Below are 19,976 nucleotides of genomic sequence, written 5' to 3'. Positions count from 1 at the left end.
GTTATTTATTAATAATTAAACTCTTCTACGTTTTGGAGGTCTACATCCATTGTGTGGTAATGGAGTAACATCAATAATTTCAGTTACTTCAATACCAGCATTGTGAATAGAACGGATAGCAGATTCTCTACCATTACCAGGACCTTTAACATAAACCTTTACTTTTTTCAATCCAGCTTCTTGAGCTACTCCAGCAGCATCTTCAGCAGCTAATTGAGCAGCATAAGGTGTATTCTTTTTAGATCCACGGAATCCCATTTTACCAGCAGATGACCATGCAATAACATCCCCTTTTTTGTTTGTAAGAGAAATGATAATGTTGTTGAATGAAGCTGTTACGTGTGCTTCACCAATAGCATCTACTACTACTTTACGTTTTTTTGTACTTGACTTTGCCATATTTTTTAATGTTCTAGTTGTTAGTTTTTAGTTGTTAGAATCCTAAACATTGCTATTTCAAACAGATTCATCTAACTTCTAAACGCTAATGACTATCGTCTGTTTATTATTTAGTTGCCATTTTCTTGTTAGCAACTGTTTTTCTTCTACCTTTTCTAGTTCTAGAGTTGTTTTTTGTACGCTGTCCTCTTAATGGAAGACCAGCTCTGTGACGAATACCTCTATAACATCCAATATCCATTAATCGTTTAATGTTCAATTGTGTTTCAGAACGTAATTCACCTTCAATAGTAAAAGATCCCACAGCCTCACGAATGTTTCCAATTTCGTCGTCTGTCCAGTCTTGAACTTTTGTACTTTCATCAACTTTAGCAGTGGCTAAAATTTCTTTTGCTCTACTTTTACCTATTCCATAGATATAAGTTAGCGAGATAACTCCTCTTTTGTTTTTTGGTATGTCTACACCTGCAATTCTTGCCATAATTATCCTTGTCTTTGTTTGAATCTAGGATTCTTTTTGTTAATGACGTAAAGTCTACCTTTTCTGCGAACTATTTTACAGTCTGCGCTTCTTTTTTTTACTGATGCTCTTACTTTCATCGTATTAGTATCTATAAGTTATTCGAGCCTTCGTTAAATCGTAAGGACTCATTTCCAATTTTACTTTATCCCCTGGTAACAACTTAATGTAGTGCATACGCATCTTACCAGAAATGTGTGCTGTCACAATGTGACCATTTTCTAATTCAACACGAAACATAGCATTTGATAATGCTTCTATAATTGTTCCGTCTTGTTCTATTGCTGCTTGTTTTGCCATAGTATGATATTAAGCTACTGCTTTTCTATTTTTACCTGTTTTCATCAAGCCGTCATAGTGTCTATTCAACAAGTAAGAGTTTACCTGCTGCATAGTGTCAATTGCAACTCCGACCATAATTAATAGTGATGTTCCACCAAAAAATAAGGCCCATCCTGATTGTACATTCATTAACTTTACAATAAATGCTGGGAACACAGCTATTAAAGCCAAGAATATAGAACCTGGTAATGTTATTTGAGACATGATCTTGTCAAGATATTCTGATGTTTCAGTTCCAGGACGAATACCTGGAATAAATCCACCGCTTCTCTTTAAATCATCTGCCATTTTGTTAGTAGGTACTGTAATTGCCGTATAGAAATATGTAAATACAATAATCAATAAAGCAAAAACTAAATTGTACCAAAATCCAAATATATCTGCAAAATTAGTTTGCATCCACTGCCCAACTGCTGTTTCTTTTAAGAAAGAAGAACCACCAATTAACGTTGGAACAAACATAATGGCTTGAGCAAAAATGATTGGCATTACACCAGAAGCATTCAACTTTAAAGGAATGTATTGTCTTGATCCAAAAACATTCTTTTCAAAACCTCCTGAAGCCGTACGTCTTGCATATTGAACAGCAATCTTTCTAACAGCCATGACTAACATAACTGAAGCTAATATGATTAACAACCAGATTACCAATTCAAAAAGAATTAACATCACGCTGTTGCTCTCCAATCTAGAAGAAGCATTCAACAAGAAGTTCTTTGGCAATGTCGCAATGATACCCACCATAATCAATAATGAAATACCATTTCCAATTCCTTTATCTGTAATTTTCTCTCCTAACCACATAGCGAAAATACACCCTGTTACTAGGATAATTACAGAAGAGAAATAAAATAATGTTCCTTGACCTAGCAAGAATGCTGACGCAGGAATACCTAACGTTGGCAAACTAGCCAAATAACCAGGAGCCTGAACCAAACAAATAGCAATGGTTAACCATCTGGTAATTTGCGTGATTTTCTTTTGACCACTAGCACCTTCTTTTTGTAATTTTTGCAAATATGGAATAGCGATTCCCATTAACTGTACAACAATTGAAGCTGAGATATAAGGCATAATACCCAATGCAAAAACAGAAGCGTTAGCAAAAGCACCTCCTGTAAAAGCATTTAATAAACCTAATAAACCATCTTCAGTGTTACCTTGTAATCCTTCTAATTGCGCAGCATCAATACCAGGTAAAACTACTTGTGCACCAAAACGGTAAACCAATAACAGACCTAATGTTACAACGATTCTGTTTCTCAGTTCTTCTATTTTCCAAACATTTTTTAATGTCTCTTTAAATTTCATGCGCTTATATCGGGATTATAAAGTTACAGCCTCTCCACCGGCAGCTTCAATAGCAGCTTTAGCCGAAGCAGTAAACTTATGAGCTGTTACTGTTAATTTTGATTTTAATTCACCTCTACCTAAAATCTTAACAAGATCGTTCTTGCCAACAACTTTAAAGGCCATTAATGTATCTAAATCTACAGTATCTTTAATTTTCTTATCATCTACCAATTGTTGTAGGGTATCAAGATTAACACCTTGATATTCCACACGATTGATATTTGTGAAGCCAAACTTAGGAACACGTCTTTGAAGTGGCATTTGTCCACCTTCAAATCCAATCTTTTTAGAATAACCAGAACGTGACTTGGCACCTTTGTGACCACGTGTTGCAGTACCACCTTTACCAGAACCTTGTCCTCTACCTACTCGTTTTCCTTGACTTTTAACTGAACCTTCTGCAGGTTTTAAATTACTTAAATCCATTTTTCAGTATATATTATTTTGTTTCTTCAACAGAAACTAAATGTGAAACTTTAGCAACCATACCAAGGATATTTGGTGTGGCATCGTGCTCTACTACTTGACCAATCTTCTTAAGACCTAAAGCTTCCAATGTTAGCTTTTGTCTTTTAGTACGATTGATTGCACTCTTTACTTTTTTTACTTTAATCTTTGCCATCGTTTTCCTTATTATCCTTTAAACACTTTTTCAAGAGAAATTCCTCTGTCACGAGCAATCGTTCTTGCGTCTCTTAATTGTAATAAAGCATCAAACGTTGCCTTAACTACGTTGTGTGGGTTAGATGAACCTTGAGATTTTGATAATACATCGTGTACACCTACTGCTTCCAATACTGTTCTCACAGCACCACCAGCAATAACCCCTGTACCAGGAGCTGCAGGGATGATGTTTACTCGTGCTCCACCATACTTACCTTTTTGTTCGTGTGGTAACGTTCCTTTTACGATTGGGATACGTACTAAATTTTTCTTAGCATCCTCAACTGCTTTAGCAATTGCACTCGCTACATCTTTAGACTTTCCTAAACCGTGACCAACGACGCCAGCTTCATCACCAACAACAACTATTGCTGAAAATCCGAATGCTCTACCACCTTTGGTTACTTTTGTTACTCTTTGTACGCCAACTAAACGATCTTTAAGATCTAATCCACTTGGCTTTACTAGTTCTGCGCTTTTGTATTTCTGATACATAATTTCTTAGAATTTAAGTCCTGCTTCTCTAGCACCTTCTGCTAATGATTTTACTCTACCGTGATATAAATAACCTCCTCTATCAAAAGAGATTTTTTCAACACCTGCTTTAAGGGCTTTTTCAGCAACAGATTTTCCTACTAATGCAGCAATTTCCATTTTTGTACCTTTTGCAGAACTAATGTCTTTGTCTCTAGAAGATGCAGCACTGATAGTTTTACCAGTAACGTCATCAACTATTTGAGCATATATTTCCTTATTACTTCTAAAAACAGATAACCTTGGTCTAGCTTCAGTGCCTGAAACTATCTTGCGAACTCTGTTCTTAATTCTTAATCGTCTTTCGTTCTTTGTTAATGCCATAACTTACTTATTAAGCTGATTTACCTGCTTTTCTTCTTATTTGTTCACCAACAAACTTCACACCTTTACCTTTGTAAGGCTCTGGTTTTCTAAACGCGCGAATTTTAGCCGCTACCTGTCCAACCAATTGCTTATCGTGAGAGGTTAGTTTTACTATTGGATTTTTCCCTTTTTCAGTTACAGTTTCCACTTTAACTTCTGGAGCTAAATCCATAATGATGTTATGAGAGAACCCTAAAGCCAAATCTAATTTTTGACCTTGATTGGTAGCTCTATATCCAACACCTACTAACTCTAATTCTTTTGTCCATCCCTTAGAAACACCTTCAATCATATTAGATAGAAGTGCTCTATAAAGACCATGCTTTGCTTTGTCTTCTTTTTTGTCTGAAGAACGCTCCACTAAAACATTTCCATCTTCAACTTTGATAGATACATTTGAAAATTCTTGAGTTAATTCTCCTAATTTTCCTTTTACAGTAACTATGTTATCGTTGACTTCAACTGTAACTCCTTCCGGAATTCCTACTGGGTTATTACCTATTCTTGACATGTCTTATAGTCTTTTTAATTAGTAAACGTAACAAAGTACTTCTCCTCCAACATTTTCTTGTTGAGCTTGTTTTCCAGTCATTACACCATGAGAGGTAGAAACGATTGCAATACCAAGACCGTTAAGAATTCTTGGAAGATCTTTTGAACTTGCGTACTTACGTAAACCTGGTTTACTTATTCTTTGAATCTTCTTAATTACAGGTTCTTTAGTTTCCTTGTTGTACTTAAGAGCTATCTTAATAGTCCCTTGTACAGCTGAATCTTCGAATTTGTAACTTAAAATATATCCTTGATCGAATAATATTTTAGTGATTTCTTTTTTAAGATTAGATGCAGGAATCTCAACCACTCTGTGATTAGCACGCACTGCGTTTCTAATTCTTGTTAAATAATCCGCTATTGGATCTGTATACATAGTTATAAATTTGCGGTAACGGTTTTTAATTACGACTATCGGAATTAAACCTGAAACCAATTAATAATTTTTACCAACTTGCTTTTTTAACACCTGGAATTAACCCTTGGTTAGCCATTTCTCTAAATAATACACGAGAAATACCAAATGTTCTCATATACCCTTTTGGTCTTCCTGTAAGTTTACAACGGTTGTGCATACGAACTGGAGAAGCATTTTTTGGTAATTTTTGTAATGCTTCATAATCGCCAGCTTCTTTTAAAGCTTTACGTTTTTCAGCATACTTTGCTACCATTTTTGCTCTTTTTACCTCACGGGCTTTCATTGATTCTTTAGCCATATCTTAATTCTTTTGAAACGGTAATCCTAATTCGGTTAATAATGATTTTGCTTCTTTATCTGTAGCTGCAGAAGTTACAAATGTAATATCCATACCAGAGATTTTATTGACTTTATCAATATCAATTTCTGGGAAGATAATTTGCTCGGTAATACCTAAATTGTAATTACCTCTTCCGTCAAATCCAGTAGCTTTAATTCCGTTAAAATCTCTTACACGTGGTAAGGCCGATGTAATTAAACGATCTAAAAATTCGTACATTCTTTCACCTCTTAACGTAACCTTTGCCCCAATTGGCATACCTTTACGTAGCTTGAAAGATGCCACGTCTTTTTTAGACATGGTTGCTATAGCTTTTTGTCCTGTTATAGTTGTTAATTCTTCAACAGCATGATCAATTAACTTTTTATCAGCAACGGCCGCACCTACTCCTTTAGATAATACTATCTTTTGAAGTTTAGGTACCTGCATTACATTACTATAACCAAATTCGTCTGTAAGAGCTGCAATTACTCTGCTTTTATACTCTTCTTTAAGTCTCGGTAAATACGCCATAACTATATTACTTCATTTGATTTTTTGGAAAATCTCACTTTTTTATCGCCTTCCATTCTATATCCAACTCGTGTTGCTTCTCCTTTAGAGGTCATCAATGATAAGTTAGAAATATGAATAGCTGCTTCCTTTTCAACGATTCCTCCTTGAGGATTTTGTGCACTTGGTTTCATGTGTTTCTTCACCAAGTTTACGCCCTCAACGATCGCCTTGTTCTTATCTATTAATACTTGAAGTACTTTACCTTCTGATCCTTTGTGATCTCCAGCTATTACCTTTACAGTATCTCCTGATTTAATTTTAAGCTTTGTCATTTTATTTTTCATTAAAGCACTTCAGGTGCCAATGATACAATTTTCATGAATTGTTTATCACGAAGTTCTCTAGCAACAGGACCAAATACACGTGTACCTCTCATTTCACCTGTTGGGTTCAATAATACACATGCATTGTCGTCAAAACGAATGTAAGAACCATCTGGTCTTCTTACTTCTTTTCTAGTACGTACAACAACTGCGGTAGATACAGCTCCTTTTTTAATGTTTCCATTAGGAGTTGCATCTTTAACAGAAACAACAATTTTGTCTCCTACAGAAGCGTATCTTCTTTTGGTTCCACCTAATACGCGAATGGTTAAAACCTCTTTCGCTCCGGTGTTATCAGCTACTTTTAATCTTGATTCAGTCTGTACCATAATTACTTCGCTCTTTCAATTATTTCAACTAATCTCCAACATTTGGATTTACTCATAGGTCTTGTTTCCATGATCTTTACAGTATCTCCAATGTTACAATCGTTTGTCTCGTCGTGCGCAACATATTTTTTAGTCTTTAACACGAACTTTCCATACATAGGATGTTTTACTTTCTTAACTTCAGAAACTACAATAGATTTCTGCATCTTATTACTAGTAACAATTCCTATACGTTCTTTTCTTAAATTTCTTGTTTCCATCTTTCTGCAGAATTATTGTAATTCTCTTTTAGTTAATTCTGTTGCAATTCTAGCTATTGTTCTTCTAACTGAACGCAATTGAATTGGATTCTCTAGAGGAGAAATTGCATGAGCCAATTTCATATCTGAATAACTCTTTTTTGTCTCACCAAGTTTCTCTTGTAACTCAGCTACTGATAATTCTTTAATTTCTGATTGTTTCATAGTATCAAATAAATTATGCTTCGTAATCTCTAGCAATTATAAATTTAGTTTTAACTGGCAACTTCTGTGCAGCTAAACGCAACGCTTCTTTAGCAACTTCTAATGGCACACCACCTACTTCGAAAAGTATACGACCTGGTTTAACAACTGCTGCCCAATATTCAACGGCACCTTTACCTTTACCCATACGTACCTCAAGAGGCTTTTTAGTGATAGGCTTGTCTGGAAATATCTTAATCCAGATTGATCCTTCCCTTTTCATGTAACGGGTTGCAGCAATACGCGCAGCTTCAATTTGACGCGCTGTGATAAAATTTGAGTCTAGCGACTTTATACCAAAGGTTCCACTTGATAGACGATGCCCTCTTTCGGCATTGCCCTTCATGCGACCTTTCATTTGCTTACGAAATTTTGTTCTTTTAGGCTGTAACATGCTTTCTTTTCTTTAAAAAATTACTTTCTACGACGTGATTTGTTTTCTCTTGCACCACCACGTCCACCTTTTCCTTGCTTTTTAGATAAACCAACAAGCGGAGAAAGTTCTCTTTTACCATATACTTCACCTTTCATGATCCATACTTTAACACCTAATCTACCGTAAGTAGTATGGGCTTCAACTAAAGCATAGTCAATATCGGCTCTAAATGTTGATAAAGGAATACGTCCTTCTTTGTAGTGTTCACTACGCGCCATTTCAGCACCATTTAAACGACCACTGATTTGAACTTTAATTCCTTCAGCATTCATACGCATTGTAGCAGCAATAGCCATCTTAATTGCTCGACGGTAAGAAATTCTATTTTCTATTTGACGTGCAATACTTGATGCTACTAAAAATGCATCTAGTTCAGGTCTTTTGATTTCAAAAATGTTGATCTGAACTTCTTTTCCGGTAATTTTCTTAAGCTCTTCTTTTAACTTGTCTACCTCTTGACCGCCTTTACCAATGATGATACCTGGACGAGCCGTAGTGATAGTAACGGTTACAAGTTTCAAAGTTCTTTCAATAATTACTCTAGAAACACTAGCTTTAGATAGACGTGCGTGAACGTATTTTCTGATCTTATCGTCTTCGGCAAGTTTATCGCCATAATCATTTCCTCCGTACCAGTTAGATTCCCATCCTCTGATAATTCCTAAACGATTTCCGATTGGATTTGTTTTTTGTCCCATATCTCTACTTAAGCTTGTGTGTTATTGTTAGCTCCAACCACTAATGTAACATGGTTTGAACGTTTTCTAATTCTGTGTGCACGACCTTGAGGTGCTGGACGCAATCTTTTTAGCATTGTTCCACCATCTACTCTAATCTCCTTAACAAACAATTCAGCCTCTTCAATACTTGCATCTTCGTTTTTAGCTTGCCAGTTTGCAATTGCAGACAATAACAATTTCTCTAAACGATTAGACGCTTCCTTTTGGCTAAATTTCAAAATATTAAGCGCTTTCTCTACGCGTTCACCTCTTACTAAATCGGCTACTAAACGCATTTTTCTCGGTGACGTAGGACAGTTATTAAGTTTAGCAAAAGCAACTTGCTTCTTTTCTTCCTTAATAGCGTCTGCCATTTGTTTTTTACGACTTCCCATAGCTTACTACTTTTTACCTTTATTTTTAGCACCTGCATGACCTCTAAAAGATCGTGTTGGTGAAAATTCTCCTAACTTGTGTCCTACCATGTTTTCAGTTACATAAACTGGAACAAACTGGCGTCCGTTATGCACTGCGATCGTTTGACCAACAAAATCAGGTGTTATCATTGAGGCTCTTGACCACGTTTTGATAACCGTTTTTTTGTTAGCTTCAACATTTGCAGCAACTTTTTTCTCTAATTTATAATGAACGTAAGGTCCTTTTTTTAATGATCTTGACATGACTTATTATTTCTTTCTACGTTCTACAATATATTTATTACTCGCTTTTGTTTTAGAACGGGTTCTATAACCTTTAGCAGGTATACCATTTCTAGAACGTGGGTGTCCACCTGAAGACTTACCTTCACCACCACCCATTGGGTGATCGACAGGGTTCATAACAACTGGTCTTGTACGTGGTCTTCTACCTAACCATCTTGTTCTACCAGCTTTACCTGATACTAACAACTGATGATCTGAATTAGAGATAACACCTATAGTAGCCATACAATCAGCTAATATTAAACGTGTTTCACCAGATGGTAATTTAATCGTGGCAAACTTCCCATCACGCGCCATTAATTGTGCGAATGTACCAGCACTACGAGCCATAACAGCTCCTTGACCTGGACGTAATTCAACACAAGAAATAATCGTTCCTAAAGGAATTTGTGATAATGGCATTGCATTTCCTATTTCTGGAGCGATGTTCTCGTTTCCAGAAACAATAGTCTGTCCAACTTGAAGACCATTTTGAGCAATGATGTATCGTTTTTCACCATCTTGATAGTTCAACAACGCAATAAACGCTGTTCTGTTTGGATCGTATTCGATAGACTTAACTTCCGCTGGAATTCCAGTTTTGTTACGCTTAAAATCGATAATACGATACCTTTTCTTATGACCACCACCAATGTAGCGCATGGTCATTTTTCCGCGACTGTTTCTACCACCAGACCTTTTTTTCGGAGCTAATAAACTTTTCTCCGGCTTATCAGTAGTAATGGCGTCATACCCATTTACTACTCTAAAACGCTGCCCTGGTGTGATTGGTTTTAATTTTCTTACTGACATTTGTCTTTAATTACATGTTACTGTATAAATCAATCATTTCACCTTCCGCCAGTTGTACAATTGCTTTTTTAACAGCATTTGTTTTACCATGTTGAATACCAGTTTTTGTATACTTGGTGCTTCTTTCTGGACGGACATTTATAGTACGAACTTTTTCAACAGAAACGCCATAAGCAGCCTCAACCGCTTTCTTGATTTCAACCTTGTTCGCCTTCGTATTCACAGCGAATGTATAGCAGTTTCTTAACTCGCTATCTGCAGTCGCTTTTTCCGTGATTATGGGTTTAATTAAGATGTTCATCTGTTTCTTATTTACTTAAATTCGTTTCAATTTCTTCTAAAGAACTCTCTAAAAGCACAACTTGATTCGCATTAAGTATTTTGTAAGTACTTAATTCTGAATTAGTTATAACTTCCGAGCCTTTCAAATTGCGTGACGACAAATATACATTATTATTTGACGCACCCAACACAAAGAGAGATTTTTTGTTTTCAAGGTCTAAAGCCTTTAAAACAGCTGTAAAGTTTTTAGTCTTTGGAGTATCGAAATTAAAGTCTTCCAATACCACAATTGACTTCTCATTAGCTTTCATTGATAAAGCCGATTTACGAGCCAAACGCTTTAAATTTTTATTCAATTTAAAACTGTAGTTTCTTGGTCTTGGACCGAACATACGACCACCACCTTTAAAAACTCCAGACTTAATGCTACCAGCTCTTGCTGTACCAGTTCCCTTTTGTTTCTTAATCTTGCGAGTACTTCCTGCTATTTCAGCACGTTCTTTAGCCTTGTGTGTACCTTGTCTTTGGTTAGCTAAATACTGCTTAACATCTAAATATACTGCGTGATTATTAGGCTCAATAGCAAACACATCATTAGAAAGGTCTACCTTTCTACCTGTGTCTTTTCCGTTTATATCTAAAACTGCTACCTTCATTACTTTCTAATAATTACATAAGCGTTTTTGTGACCAGGAACACATCCCTTTACAACAAGCAAGTTCTTTTCAGGAACTACTTTTAAAACTCTTAAATTTTCAACTTTCACTTTTTCTCCACCCATTCTTCCGGCCATACGCATTCCTTTGAATACTCTAGCAGGGTAAGAAGCGGCTCCAATAGAACCAGGTGCTCTTAAACGGTTGTGCTGACCATGCGTAGCTTGACCGACACCACCAAAACCATGACGCTTGACCACACCTTGGAATCCTTTACCTTTTGAAGTTCCCGAGATATCAACAAACTCCCCTTCAATAAAGTGCTCTACAGTGATAGCATCACCTAATTTGTACTCCTCCTCAAAACCTTGGAATTCAACAACTTTGCGTTTTACAGAAGTACCTGCTTTTTTAGCATGACCTAAATCAGCTTTTGTAGCACTTTTTTCTGTCGCGTCATCGAAACCAAGTTGCACGGCATTATAACCATCAACTTCTTCGGTTCTGACTTGGGTAACGATACATGGGCCAGCTTCGATAACTGTACATGGAATATTCTTTCCATTCTCATCGAAAATGCTGGTCATACCGATTTTTTTTCCTATTAACCCAGACATATTTATTAATTATTAATTGTTATTATTCTATTTATTAAAACTCAAGGCTGAAAAATACGTTTCAGCCTTGAATTGTATTTTTTCCGTTTTTCCCTGACCATCGTCAAGGACATGTTCGCTTATCTTACTTACACTTTGATCTCTACTTCAACGCCACTTGGTAATTCAAGTTTCATTAAAGCATCGATAGTCTTTGAAGAAGATGAGTAAATATCCAATAAGCGCTTGTAAGAACTTAATTGGAATTGCTCTCTTGACTTCTTATTTACGTGAGGTGAACGTAATACAGTAAAAATTTTCTTGTGAGTTGGTAACGGAATTGGACCCGTAACCACAGCACCCGTACTTTTAACTGTTTTTACAATCTTGTCAGCAGACTTATCCACCAAATTGTGATCGTAAGACTTTAATTTTATTCTAATTTTTTGACTCATTTTCTTAAGATTTAAGCTTCAACTCCTTTAGCTGCTTTAATCACTTCTTCAGATATGTTTGAAGGTGTTTCAGCATAATGTGAAAATTCCATTGTAGATGTTGCTCTACCAGAAGATAAGGTACGTAACGCTGTTACATAACCAAACATTTCTGATAGTGGCACATCTGCCTTAATAACTTTTGAACCTGCTCTGTCGCTCATGTTGTTAACTTGACCACGACGACGGTTAAGGTCACCTACAATATCTCCCATGTTTTCTTCAGGAGTAAGCACTTCTAATTTCATGATAGGCTCCATGATTACAGCTTTTGCAGCTTTTGCAGCAGCTTTAAATCCTAATTTAGCAGCCAATTCGAATGATAATTGATCAGAATCCACATCGTGGTAAGAACCATCCGTTAATGTTACTTTCATAGCATCAACTTCATATCCTGCCAATGGACCATTGACCATAGCCATTTTAAATCCTTTTTCAATTGAAGGGATAAATTCTTTAGGAACGTTACCACCTTTAATTTCAGATACGAATTCAAGACCTTGTTTACCTTCTTCAGCAGGCTCCAATGTAAATACAATATCAGCAAATTTACCACGTCCACCAGATTGTTTTTTGTAAACTTCTCTGTGTTCAGCACGTCTTGTAATAGCTTCTTTGTATTCTACTTGAGGCTGTCCTTGGTTAACTTCAACCTTGAACTCACGCTTCAAACGGTCAACAATAATATCTAAGTGAAGCTCACCCATACCAGAAATGATAGTCTGGCCAGAGGCTTCATCTGTTCTTACAGTGAATGTTGGATCTTCCTCGGCTAATTTGGCTAACGCCATACCAAGTTTATCAACATCAGCTTTAGTTTTAGGCTCAACAGCAATACCAATTACCGGATCTGGGAAGTTCATACTTTCCAAAACAATTGGATGCTTTTCAGAAGACAAGGTGTCTCCAGTCTTAATATCCTTAAAACCAACTGCTGCACCAATATCACCAGCTTCAATATATTCAATAGCATTTTGCTTATTTGCGTGCATTTGGTAAATACGTGAAATACGCTCTTTGTTTCCTGAACGATTATTCAACACATATGAACCAGCATCCAAACGACCTGAATAAGCACGGAAGAAAGCCAAACGACCAACGTAAGGGTCAGTAGCAATCTTAAATGCTAATGCAGAGAAAGGCGCTGTAACATCTGGTTTACGCACTTCTTCTTCTTCAGTATCTGGATTTGTACCTACAATACTATCTCTATCAACTGGAGATGGTAAGTAACGACAAACAGCATCCAATAAAAATTGCACCCCTTTGTTTTTAAATGAAGAACCACAAATCATTGGAATGATAGCCATATCCATAACCGCTGCACGAAGTGCTGCGTGGATTTCGTCTTCAGTAATTGAATCTTCATCTTCCATGAACTTCTCTAAAAGGTTTTCATCATAAGTGGCAACCTCTTCGATAAGTAATGCTCTGTATTTTTTAGCTTCAGCTTTTAAATCATCTGGAATTTCGATAACATCAAAAGTTGCCCCTTGCGTATCTTCATGCCATACAATAGCTCTGTTTTTTACTAAATCAACAATACCTTTAAAGTCAGCCTCGTCACCAATGTTCAATACAATTGGAACAGCGTTTGACTTCAACATATCTTTAACCTGTTGGCATACAGCCATAAAGTTTGATCCTTGACGGTCCATTTTGTTAACGAAACCAATTCTTGGAACTTTATAGTTATCGGCCAATCTCCAGTTAGTTTCAGATTGTGGTTCAACACCATCAACTGCACTAAACAAGAATACCAATCCATCCAATACACGTAAAGAACGGTTTACTTCCACCGTAAAATCAACGTGACCTGGAGTATCGATAATGTTAAAGTGATATCCTTTTGTTTCAGGAGTTGGTTGCGCGTTTTCTAATGGAAATTGCCATGTACAAGTTGTAGCAGCAGAAGTAATGGTAATACCTCTTTCTTGCTCTTGTTCCATCCAGTCCATAGTAGCCGCACCATCATGTACTTCACCAATTTTGTGAGATACACCTGTATAAAAAAGGATACGCTCTGTAGTTGTTGTTTTTCCTGCATCAATATGTGCAGCAATACCTATGTTTCTTGTATATTTTAAATCTCTTTGTGCCATCGTAAATTAAAATCTAAAGTGTGAGAATGCTTTGTTTGCTTCTGCCATCTTGTGAGTATCAACTCTTTTCTTAACAGCAGCTCCTTCTTCTTTAGCAGCAGCTAAAATTTCTGCAGCCAATTTTTGAGCCATAGATTTTTCGTTTCTTTTACGCGAATAGCTAATTAACCATTTCATTGCTGTAGAAACTTTACGGTCTGGACGAATTTGCATTGGAATTTGGAATGTAGCACCACCAACACGACGGCTACGCACTTCTACGTGAGGCATCACATTTGATAACGCATCTTTCCAAAGTTCTAAAGCTGTTTTTTCGTCATCTGTTTTCTTTCGATCTACGATATCAATAGCATCGTAAAACACTTTAAAAGCTACAGACTTTTTACCATCCCACATCATCATGTTAACAAAACGCGTTACTAACTGGTCGTTAAAACGTGGATCTGGTAAAAGCGGTCTTTTTTTCGCTTGTCTTTTTCTCATGTCTTCTTCTTAAAGTTTTTAATTACTTCTTAGGGCGTTTTGCACCATACTTAGATCTACGTTGTGTTCTACCTGCAACACCTGCTGTGTCTAAGGCACCACGAACAATGTGATATCTAACTCCTGGCAAATCTTTTACCCTTCCACCTCTAACCAATACTATCGAGTGCTCTTGTAGGTTGTGACCTTCACCTGGGATATAAGCGTTCACCTCTTTACCGTTAGTTAACCTTACCCTTGCAACTTTACGCATTGCCGAGTTTGGTTTTTTAGGTGTTGTAGTGTAAACACGCGTACAAACCCCACGTCTTTGTGGACACGAATCTAAAGCAGCCGATTTACTCTTCTTGGTTATTTTGGCTCTTCCTTTTCGTACTAATTGTGAAATTGTTGGCATATATTTCTATATAAATTTTGTTTAACCTCACTTTTGAGGGCTGCAAAGGTAGAAATTAATTTCAATTTTTCAAATGTTAATAGATTAATTTTCAAGGCAAAATAAAAATCACTTATCCTAACATACAAATACGTTACATTTTACGTTAATTTTACATTGCAAACCTAAAATGATAGCGTGCAAAAAACACTTCTATTACTCCTTATTATATATGTAGGTTTTTCTTTGGAACTCAGTAGTCAAAATTTACGCTTGAAAATTGATGGCAACGATAAGACAGAAACAGCTCTTTTAGATTCATTAGGCTACAAAAAAAATCACAAAGACTTTAATTCAATTAACCTTGAAATTAACTCGTTAAAAAAAAGAGTTCAAAGTATGGGTTATATTGAATGCACTCAAAACACCATTACTCAAATTAATGACACCACCTTTAGTTCGGTATTTGCACTAGGGCATAAATATGAGTTCATAACTATTAGCTATTCATCGCAAATTATCCCAAAGGACCTGATTAAAAAAATATCTAACCGAGTCACTGATAGCACTTTTGTTGTGTCTATATCATCAATTGAAAAATCTTTAGAGTTCATTAATTCCCGAATATCAGAAAAAGGCTTTCCATTCAATGAACTGAAACTTTCAGAAATTCAAAAAACTGGTGATCATGAATTAAGAGCAGTACTAATTTTAGAGAAAGTAGATTTTCAAAGAAAAGTTGACAAAATTATCGTCAAGGGTTATGAAAAATTTCCAAAATCATTTTTAAAACATTACCTAAAGTTAAAAACTGGTGACGTTCTTAATTTAGAAATCATAAAAGACAAGACAAAGTCTTTGGAAGATTTACAATTCGCTAATCAAATAAAAGAACCCGAAATTCTATTCAGCAAAGATTCCACCATATTATATATGTATGTAGAAAAAAACCGTAGTAATAGCTTTGATGGGTTTTTAGGATTCGGAACAAACGAGGAAACCGGCAATATTGAATTTAATGGCTACTTGAATTTGGATCTTGTGAACAATCTGAACTTTGGCGAAACCCTTTCATTAGTTTATAAAAGTGATGAGAACGAACAAAAAACATTCAATGCGCGCTTGGCATTACCTTACTTATTCAACACACCTATTGGAACAGAGCTTGAATTAAGAATTTTCAAAAAAGATTCCTCTTTTACTTCGACCAACCAAAACTTAAGGGTCTTTTATCAAATGAACCCAAAAAATCGCTTTTCATTAGGTTTGAAATCTGTTAAATCAAATAATTTACTGAATGACGAAAGCCTTGACCCATCTATTCAAGATTTTTCTTCGAATTTATATCATGTAAGGTATGAGTTCTTGTTACGACAAAATGAAAGTAGACTCTTTCGTAAAAATGCATTAATTGATTTTGAAGTGGGAATTGGGAATCGCAAATCCACAGAAATTAAAACCAATCAGGTACAGTTGATTTTAGATGCATTCAAAATATTTAATCTCAATAACAAAAACAGTATTTTTCTCCGCACCCAAGGTTTCAATTTGATTTCGGATAACTATCTTGAAAACGAATTGGTTCGATTTGGTGGTATAAACTCCATAAGAGGTTTCAATGAAAACAGTTTAAGTGCTTCTTTTTACACCTTATTAAATACGGAGTACCGTTACTTATTGAGTAATAGTGTATATGTACATTCCATAATTGATATTGCCTATTTGGAGAATGATGTCATTAAACAAAAAGAAAAGCTTTACAGCTTTGGAATTGGTTTTGGTCTGTTGACTAAAGCTGGTCTATTACGTTTTAATTATGCCAATGGTAAAAACGAAAATCAAAATTTTAAGTTTTCCAATTCACAAATTCACCTTAGCTTAACAGCAATTTTTTAGGTATAATGACCGTTCAAAAGCTTTTTTTTGAAAAAAAAATTAAAATTTTAACCAATAATTATTGTTTAATTAACTTTTTATTATGATTTTTGGCGTAGACTAATTCAAATAAAATATAAAATGAAAACAAAGTTTAGTGGAATTTTAACGCTATTCCTAGCGTTTGTTGTGCAACTTACGTTTGCGCAAGAAAAAACAATTTCAGGAACTATATCCGATGAAAACGGATTGCCGCTTCCTGGGGTTAACATTATTGTAAAAGGTACAACTACTGGTACTCAGACAGATTTTGATGGAAATTATTCCATTACTGCTAATACTGGTGATGTATTAACTTATTCCTTTTTAGGCTACACAACCAAAGAAATGACTATTGGAACAGCCAACAACATTAGCTTTGCAATGGAAGTTGATAGTGAAGCACTTGAAGAAGTTGTAATTACTGCATTTGGTATTGCTAGAAAAAAGGATGAGATTACAACCGCATACCAAGAAGTTCAATCAGAAGAACTTGTTCAGGCTCAAAACCCTAACGTGGTTCAAGGTTTGGCAGGTAAGGTTTCTGGTCTGCAGATTAACACTACTAACAGTGGTGTAAACAAAAGCACCAACATTAGACTTCGTAGTTTAGTTACTGTAAGTGGTAACAACAGCGCATTAGTCGTTATAGATGGTGTAATTACTGATTTAGATTTAACTGACATTGATCCAAACATCATTGAAACAGTTAACGTATTGAAAGGTGCGAATGGTGCGGCTCTTTATGGTCAGCAAGCATCTGGTGGTGCGGTAATTGTTACTACCAAAAAGAATATTGGTGATGGAGATAAGTTTACTATCAATGTGAATTCTGCAATTGATATTGAAACAGTTGCTTTTGTTCCAGACAGACAGCTTCGTTATGGTCAAGGATGGAACGGTGTTCATACATCTTACGAAAATGGTGGTTGGGGACCAGAATTTGATGGTCAAATTCGTCCAACAGGTCTACCTCTAGAAGATGGAACTTATCGTTATTTCCCATATAGTCCAATTAAAGATAACATTAAAGAATTCTTTAAAGATGGTGTAACAACTCAAAATACAGTTTCTATTTCTGCTGGTAACCTAGATAATGGTTATGTATTTTTCTCTGCAAACAGATTAGATTCTGAATTCGTTGTAGAAAACGATAAATTACGTAGAAACTCGTTTAACTTTAAAGCTGGTAAAAAAGTTGGTAAGTGGACAGTAGAAGGAAACGTAAGTTATATTAATAGTAGAACTGAACAAACAAATGGAGGACTGTTTTTGGAATTACTTCAAACAGCAACCAACATTCCTGTTGAAGAGTTCTCTGCTCCTAATAATGCAACTCACTGGACATCTTACTACCGTAGTCCTTACTGGATTCGTGACAATGAAAGAAACGATTTCAGACAAGATCAATTTAACGGAGTTATTAATTTAGGTTATGAAATTAATGACAATATTGATATCCGTTACAACGGTAACATGTTTACATCTAGTACTGATTCTCAATCTTGGGTTAACGGTTACGTAGATACATTGAATGTTGGTGGTGGTGACCATACAACACAAAGTTCTTATGGAAGACGTAATACCATGACTTCAAATTACTATGGTGATTTAATTGCGAACTTTAACTATGAATTAACTGATGATATTTCATTGTCAGCGAACATCGGTAACAATATTCAAGACCGTTATTTCTCTTCTTCACAGATTAGTGGTAACAACTTGACTATTGATGGTTTCTACAACATTACCAATATTACTGGACAAGCCGATGTAAATGGTTTTGGAAACAACGGTTGGTCAAGAAGACGCTCTTACGCATTATATGGTAACCTTCAATTAGACTTTAAAGACTACTTAACTTTAAACGTTACAGGTCGTAATGACTGGACGTCAATTTTAAGTGAGGATAATAATTCATTCTTCTATCCTAGTGTGGGTGTATCTTTTATTCCAACCAAAGCATTTGATTTTGGTGGTGATACATTAAACTACTTAAAAATTGCTGGTAACTGGGTAAAAGTAGGTAACGATGGTGCTTTTGGTGCATATTCGGTTAACCCTGTATTGGCTCAAACCACTGGTTTCCCTTACGGAACAATTAACTCATTCTCACAAACAACATCAATTACTGACCCTAACTTAAAGCCTGAATTTATTGAGTCTATCGAGTTCAATTTAAGTGCAGGTTTCTTTAAAGATAGAATAACATTAGATGCGTCTTACTATACAACTAAAACGACTGACTTAATTTCTAACAAAGCTGTATCTTATGCTTCTGGTGTAACTCAAGTTAGAGCTAATATTGGTGAATTATCTTCTGAAGGTTTTGAAGTTGATTTAGGATTAAGACCAATCTGGTCAAAAGAGTCTGATGGTTTCAGATGGCAAGCTAATTTCTCTTATGCAACTAACAAGAGTACCGTAGAGGAGCTAGAAGGAGATGCAGAACAAGTAGCTATTAATGCTTTTACTGGTAATGCTAACCCAGTAGGTATATATGCTATTGAAGGTCAAGAGTTCCCACTTATACAAGGTGTTGGTTATTCAAGAGATCCACAAGGTCGTGTGATTATTGATCCAACTACTGGTACACCTGTTCAAACACCAGATTTAATTGTATTAGGAAAGACTAACCCTGATTACATTATCGGTTTGAACACTTTTATGACTTTTAAAGGTTTAAGATTAGCAGCTACTTTTGATTACAGAACTGGTCACCAATTCTGGTCAGGTGGTAAATCATGGTTATCATGGTCAGGTCACTTAGTAGAATCTGCTCAAAATGGTAGAACAGGATTTATTTTCCCTAACTCAGCTGTTGAAACATCTCCAGGTTCTGGTGAATATGTTGCTAACACTGGTGTTATTACAGGGGGTACTTCTTATTCATCATTCTTGAACTACTACTCTAATGACTACTACACAAACACTGAAAACTTTGTATTAGATGCAACAGCATTCAAGTGTCGTGAATTAGCATTATCGTACACGCTTCCATCTAAATTATTAGAAAACACAATGATGAAAGGAATTACGGTTGGTGTACAAGCAAGAAACCCATTTATGATTTTACCAAAAGAAAACAGAAACTACAACGATCCTGAAACTTCTCAAACTACTAACATTGCTGGAGGTGGTTTAGCTGCGATTGGTCAGTACCCTGTTACTAGAACTTTTGGTTTTAAACTTAATGCAACATTTTAA

General features: G+C 35.7%; 31 protein-coding genes. 2 read left to right on the top strand and 29 right to left on the bottom strand.

From position 1 onward, the window contains the following. Nucleotides 1-15: 15 nt before the first annotated feature. The 29 genes from rpsK to rpsL all read right to left on the bottom strand — a co-directional run bounded on the left by rpsK (nt 16) and on the right by rpsL (nt 14,876). Entirely contained in the window at nt 16-399 is a 384-nt protein-coding gene (gene rpsK, locus C1T31_RS04540) for a 30S ribosomal protein S11 (protein WP_103051243.1), read from the bottom strand. Between the two features lie 106 nt (nt 400-505). Continuing rightward, nucleotides 506-880 carry a 30S ribosomal protein S13 gene (rpsM, locus tag C1T31_RS04535; RefSeq protein ID WP_103051242.1) on the bottom strand — a complete coding sequence of 125 codons (375 nt, stop codon included), beginning with the start codon at nt 878-880 and terminating at the stop codon, nt 506-508. 2 nt (nt 881-882) lie between these two features. Then, nucleotides 883-999, bottom strand: a complete 117-nt coding sequence (gene ykgO / locus C1T31_RS04530) for a type B 50S ribosomal protein L36 (RefSeq protein ID WP_013305171.1) — start codon at nt 997-999, stop codon at nt 883-885. A 4-nt stretch (nt 1,000-1,003) separates the two neighbouring features. Next, on the bottom strand, nt 1,004-1,219 hold the full coding sequence (infA, locus tag C1T31_RS04525; RefSeq protein ID WP_007094967.1) for a translation initiation factor IF-1: 216 nt from the start codon (nt 1,217-1,219) through the stop codon (nt 1,004-1,006). A 9-nt stretch (nt 1,220-1,228) separates the two neighbouring features. After that, nucleotides 1,229-2,572, bottom strand: a complete 1,344-nt coding sequence (gene secY / locus C1T31_RS04520) for a preprotein translocase subunit SecY (RefSeq protein WP_103051241.1) — start codon at nt 2,570-2,572, stop codon at nt 1,229-1,231. Nucleotides 2,573-2,587: 15 nt separating this feature from the next. Next, a complete protein-coding gene (rplO, locus tag C1T31_RS04515; protein WP_103051240.1) occupies nt 2,588-3,040 on the bottom strand; it encodes a 50S ribosomal protein L15 in 453 nt (150 codons plus the stop codon). Nucleotides 3,041-3,053: 13 nt separating this feature from the next. Further along, entirely contained in the window at nt 3,054-3,236 is a 183-nt protein-coding gene (gene rpmD / locus C1T31_RS04510; protein ID WP_103051239.1) for a 50S ribosomal protein L30, read from the bottom strand. Between the two features lie 11 nt (nt 3,237-3,247). Next, nucleotides 3,248-3,772: a 30S ribosomal protein S5 gene (gene rpsE, locus C1T31_RS04505; RefSeq protein ID WP_103051238.1), complete on the bottom strand. Its 525-nt coding sequence runs from the start codon at nt 3,770-3,772 to the stop codon at nt 3,248-3,250. Between the two features lie 6 nt (nt 3,773-3,778). After that, entirely contained in the window at nt 3,779-4,135 is a 357-nt protein-coding gene (gene rplR / locus C1T31_RS04500; RefSeq protein WP_103051237.1) for a 50S ribosomal protein L18, read from the bottom strand. Nucleotides 4,136-4,145: 10 nt separating this feature from the next. Next, nucleotides 4,146-4,688, bottom strand: coding sequence for a 50S ribosomal protein L6 (gene rplF / locus C1T31_RS04495; protein WP_103051236.1), 543 nt, complete (start codon nt 4,686-4,688; stop codon nt 4,146-4,148). An 18-nt stretch (nt 4,689-4,706) separates the two neighbouring features. Then, nucleotides 4,707-5,105 (bottom strand): 30S ribosomal protein S8, encoded by a 399-nt coding sequence (rpsH, locus tag C1T31_RS04490; protein WP_103051235.1) that lies wholly within the window; start codon nt 5,103-5,105, stop codon nt 4,707-4,709. A 70-nt stretch (nt 5,106-5,175) separates the two neighbouring features. Then, a complete protein-coding gene (gene rpsN / locus C1T31_RS04485) occupies nt 5,176-5,445 on the bottom strand; it encodes a 30S ribosomal protein S14 (RefSeq protein WP_103051234.1) in 270 nt (89 codons plus the stop codon). Between the two features lie 3 nt (nt 5,446-5,448). Then, complete coding sequence (gene rplE / locus C1T31_RS04480; RefSeq protein ID WP_103051233.1) at nt 5,449-6,000, bottom strand: 50S ribosomal protein L5; 552 nt, start codon at nt 5,998-6,000, stop codon at nt 5,449-5,451. Between the two features lie 2 nt (nt 6,001-6,002). Further along, nucleotides 6,003-6,314, bottom strand: coding sequence for a 50S ribosomal protein L24 (gene rplX, locus C1T31_RS04475; RefSeq protein WP_103051323.1), 312 nt, complete (start codon nt 6,312-6,314; stop codon nt 6,003-6,005). 11 nt (nt 6,315-6,325) lie between these two features. Beyond that, nucleotides 6,326-6,694, bottom strand: a complete 369-nt coding sequence (rplN, locus tag C1T31_RS04470) for a 50S ribosomal protein L14 (protein WP_103051232.1) — start codon at nt 6,692-6,694, stop codon at nt 6,326-6,328. A 2-nt stretch (nt 6,695-6,696) separates the two neighbouring features. Then, entirely contained in the window at nt 6,697-6,954 is a 258-nt protein-coding gene (gene rpsQ / locus C1T31_RS04465) for a 30S ribosomal protein S17 (protein ID WP_040492188.1), read from the bottom strand. Between the two features lie 12 nt (nt 6,955-6,966). Then, nucleotides 6,967-7,158, bottom strand: a complete 192-nt coding sequence (gene rpmC / locus C1T31_RS04460; protein ID WP_103051231.1) for a 50S ribosomal protein L29 — start codon at nt 7,156-7,158, stop codon at nt 6,967-6,969. Between the two features lie 13 nt (nt 7,159-7,171). Beyond that, entirely contained in the window at nt 7,172-7,591 is a 420-nt protein-coding gene (gene rplP / locus C1T31_RS04455; protein ID WP_103051230.1) for a 50S ribosomal protein L16, read from the bottom strand. Between the two features lie 20 nt (nt 7,592-7,611). Then, nucleotides 7,612-8,331, bottom strand: coding sequence for a 30S ribosomal protein S3 (rpsC, locus tag C1T31_RS04450; RefSeq protein ID WP_103051229.1), 720 nt, complete (start codon nt 8,329-8,331; stop codon nt 7,612-7,614). A gap of 8 nt (nt 8,332-8,339) precedes the next feature. After that, nucleotides 8,340-8,747, bottom strand: coding sequence for a 50S ribosomal protein L22 (gene rplV / locus C1T31_RS04445; protein ID WP_103051228.1), 408 nt, complete (start codon nt 8,745-8,747; stop codon nt 8,340-8,342). Nucleotides 8,748-8,753: 6 nt separating this feature from the next. Then, the gene (gene rpsS / locus C1T31_RS04440) at nt 8,754-9,032 is read right to left on the bottom strand and encodes a 30S ribosomal protein S19 (RefSeq protein ID WP_072349809.1); all 279 of its coding nucleotides are present in this window, start codon (nt 9,030-9,032) and stop codon (nt 8,754-8,756) included. Nucleotides 9,033-9,038: 6 nt separating this feature from the next. Then, on the bottom strand, nt 9,039-9,866 hold the full coding sequence (gene rplB, locus C1T31_RS04435; RefSeq protein ID WP_103051227.1) for a 50S ribosomal protein L2: 828 nt from the start codon (nt 9,864-9,866) through the stop codon (nt 9,039-9,041). A gap of 10 nt (nt 9,867-9,876) precedes the next feature. Further along, a complete protein-coding gene (gene rplW / locus C1T31_RS04430; RefSeq protein WP_103051226.1) occupies nt 9,877-10,167 on the bottom strand; it encodes a 50S ribosomal protein L23 in 291 nt (96 codons plus the stop codon). A gap of 7 nt (nt 10,168-10,174) precedes the next feature. Further along, nucleotides 10,175-10,804, bottom strand: a complete 630-nt coding sequence (rplD, locus tag C1T31_RS04425) for a 50S ribosomal protein L4 (protein WP_103051225.1) — start codon at nt 10,802-10,804, stop codon at nt 10,175-10,177. Next, nucleotides 10,804-11,421, bottom strand: a complete 618-nt coding sequence (gene rplC / locus C1T31_RS04420) for a 50S ribosomal protein L3 (RefSeq protein ID WP_103051224.1) — start codon at nt 11,419-11,421, stop codon at nt 10,804-10,806. Before rplC ends, rplD begins: the two co-directional genes overlap by 1 nt. Nucleotides 11,422-11,549: 128 nt before the next feature. Then, the gene (rpsJ, locus tag C1T31_RS04415; RefSeq protein ID WP_007650482.1) at nt 11,550-11,855 is read right to left on the bottom strand and encodes a 30S ribosomal protein S10; all 306 of its coding nucleotides are present in this window, start codon (nt 11,853-11,855) and stop codon (nt 11,550-11,552) included. An 11-nt stretch (nt 11,856-11,866) separates the two neighbouring features. Beyond that, nucleotides 11,867-13,996, bottom strand: a complete 2,130-nt coding sequence (gene fusA / locus C1T31_RS04410; protein ID WP_103051223.1) for an elongation factor G — start codon at nt 13,994-13,996, stop codon at nt 11,867-11,869. 6 nt (nt 13,997-14,002) lie between these two features. Next, entirely contained in the window at nt 14,003-14,479 is a 477-nt protein-coding gene (gene rpsG / locus C1T31_RS04405; RefSeq protein WP_103051222.1) for a 30S ribosomal protein S7, read from the bottom strand. A 22-nt stretch (nt 14,480-14,501) separates the two neighbouring features. Continuing rightward, the gene (gene rpsL / locus C1T31_RS04400) at nt 14,502-14,876 is read right to left on the bottom strand and encodes a 30S ribosomal protein S12 (RefSeq protein WP_006795815.1); all 375 of its coding nucleotides are present in this window, start codon (nt 14,874-14,876) and stop codon (nt 14,502-14,504) included. Between the two features lie 177 nt (nt 14,877-15,053). On the opposite strand from rpsL, the gene C1T31_RS04395 reads away from it, so the two are divergent. After that, nucleotides 15,054-16,751, top strand: coding sequence for a POTRA domain-containing protein (locus C1T31_RS04395; protein ID WP_103051221.1), 1,698 nt, complete (start codon nt 15,054-15,056; stop codon nt 16,749-16,751). Nucleotides 16,752-16,871: 120 nt separating this feature from the next. After that, entirely contained in the window at nt 16,872-19,976 is a 3,105-nt protein-coding gene (locus tag C1T31_RS04390) for a SusC/RagA family TonB-linked outer membrane protein (RefSeq protein ID WP_103051220.1), read from the top strand.

This window comes from Hanstruepera neustonica, assembly GCF_002895005.1.
Classification (GTDB): domain Bacteria; phylum Bacteroidota; class Bacteroidia; order Flavobacteriales; family Flavobacteriaceae; genus Hanstruepera; species Hanstruepera neustonica.
This window is presented reverse-complemented; position numbering and strand designations above follow the sequence as displayed.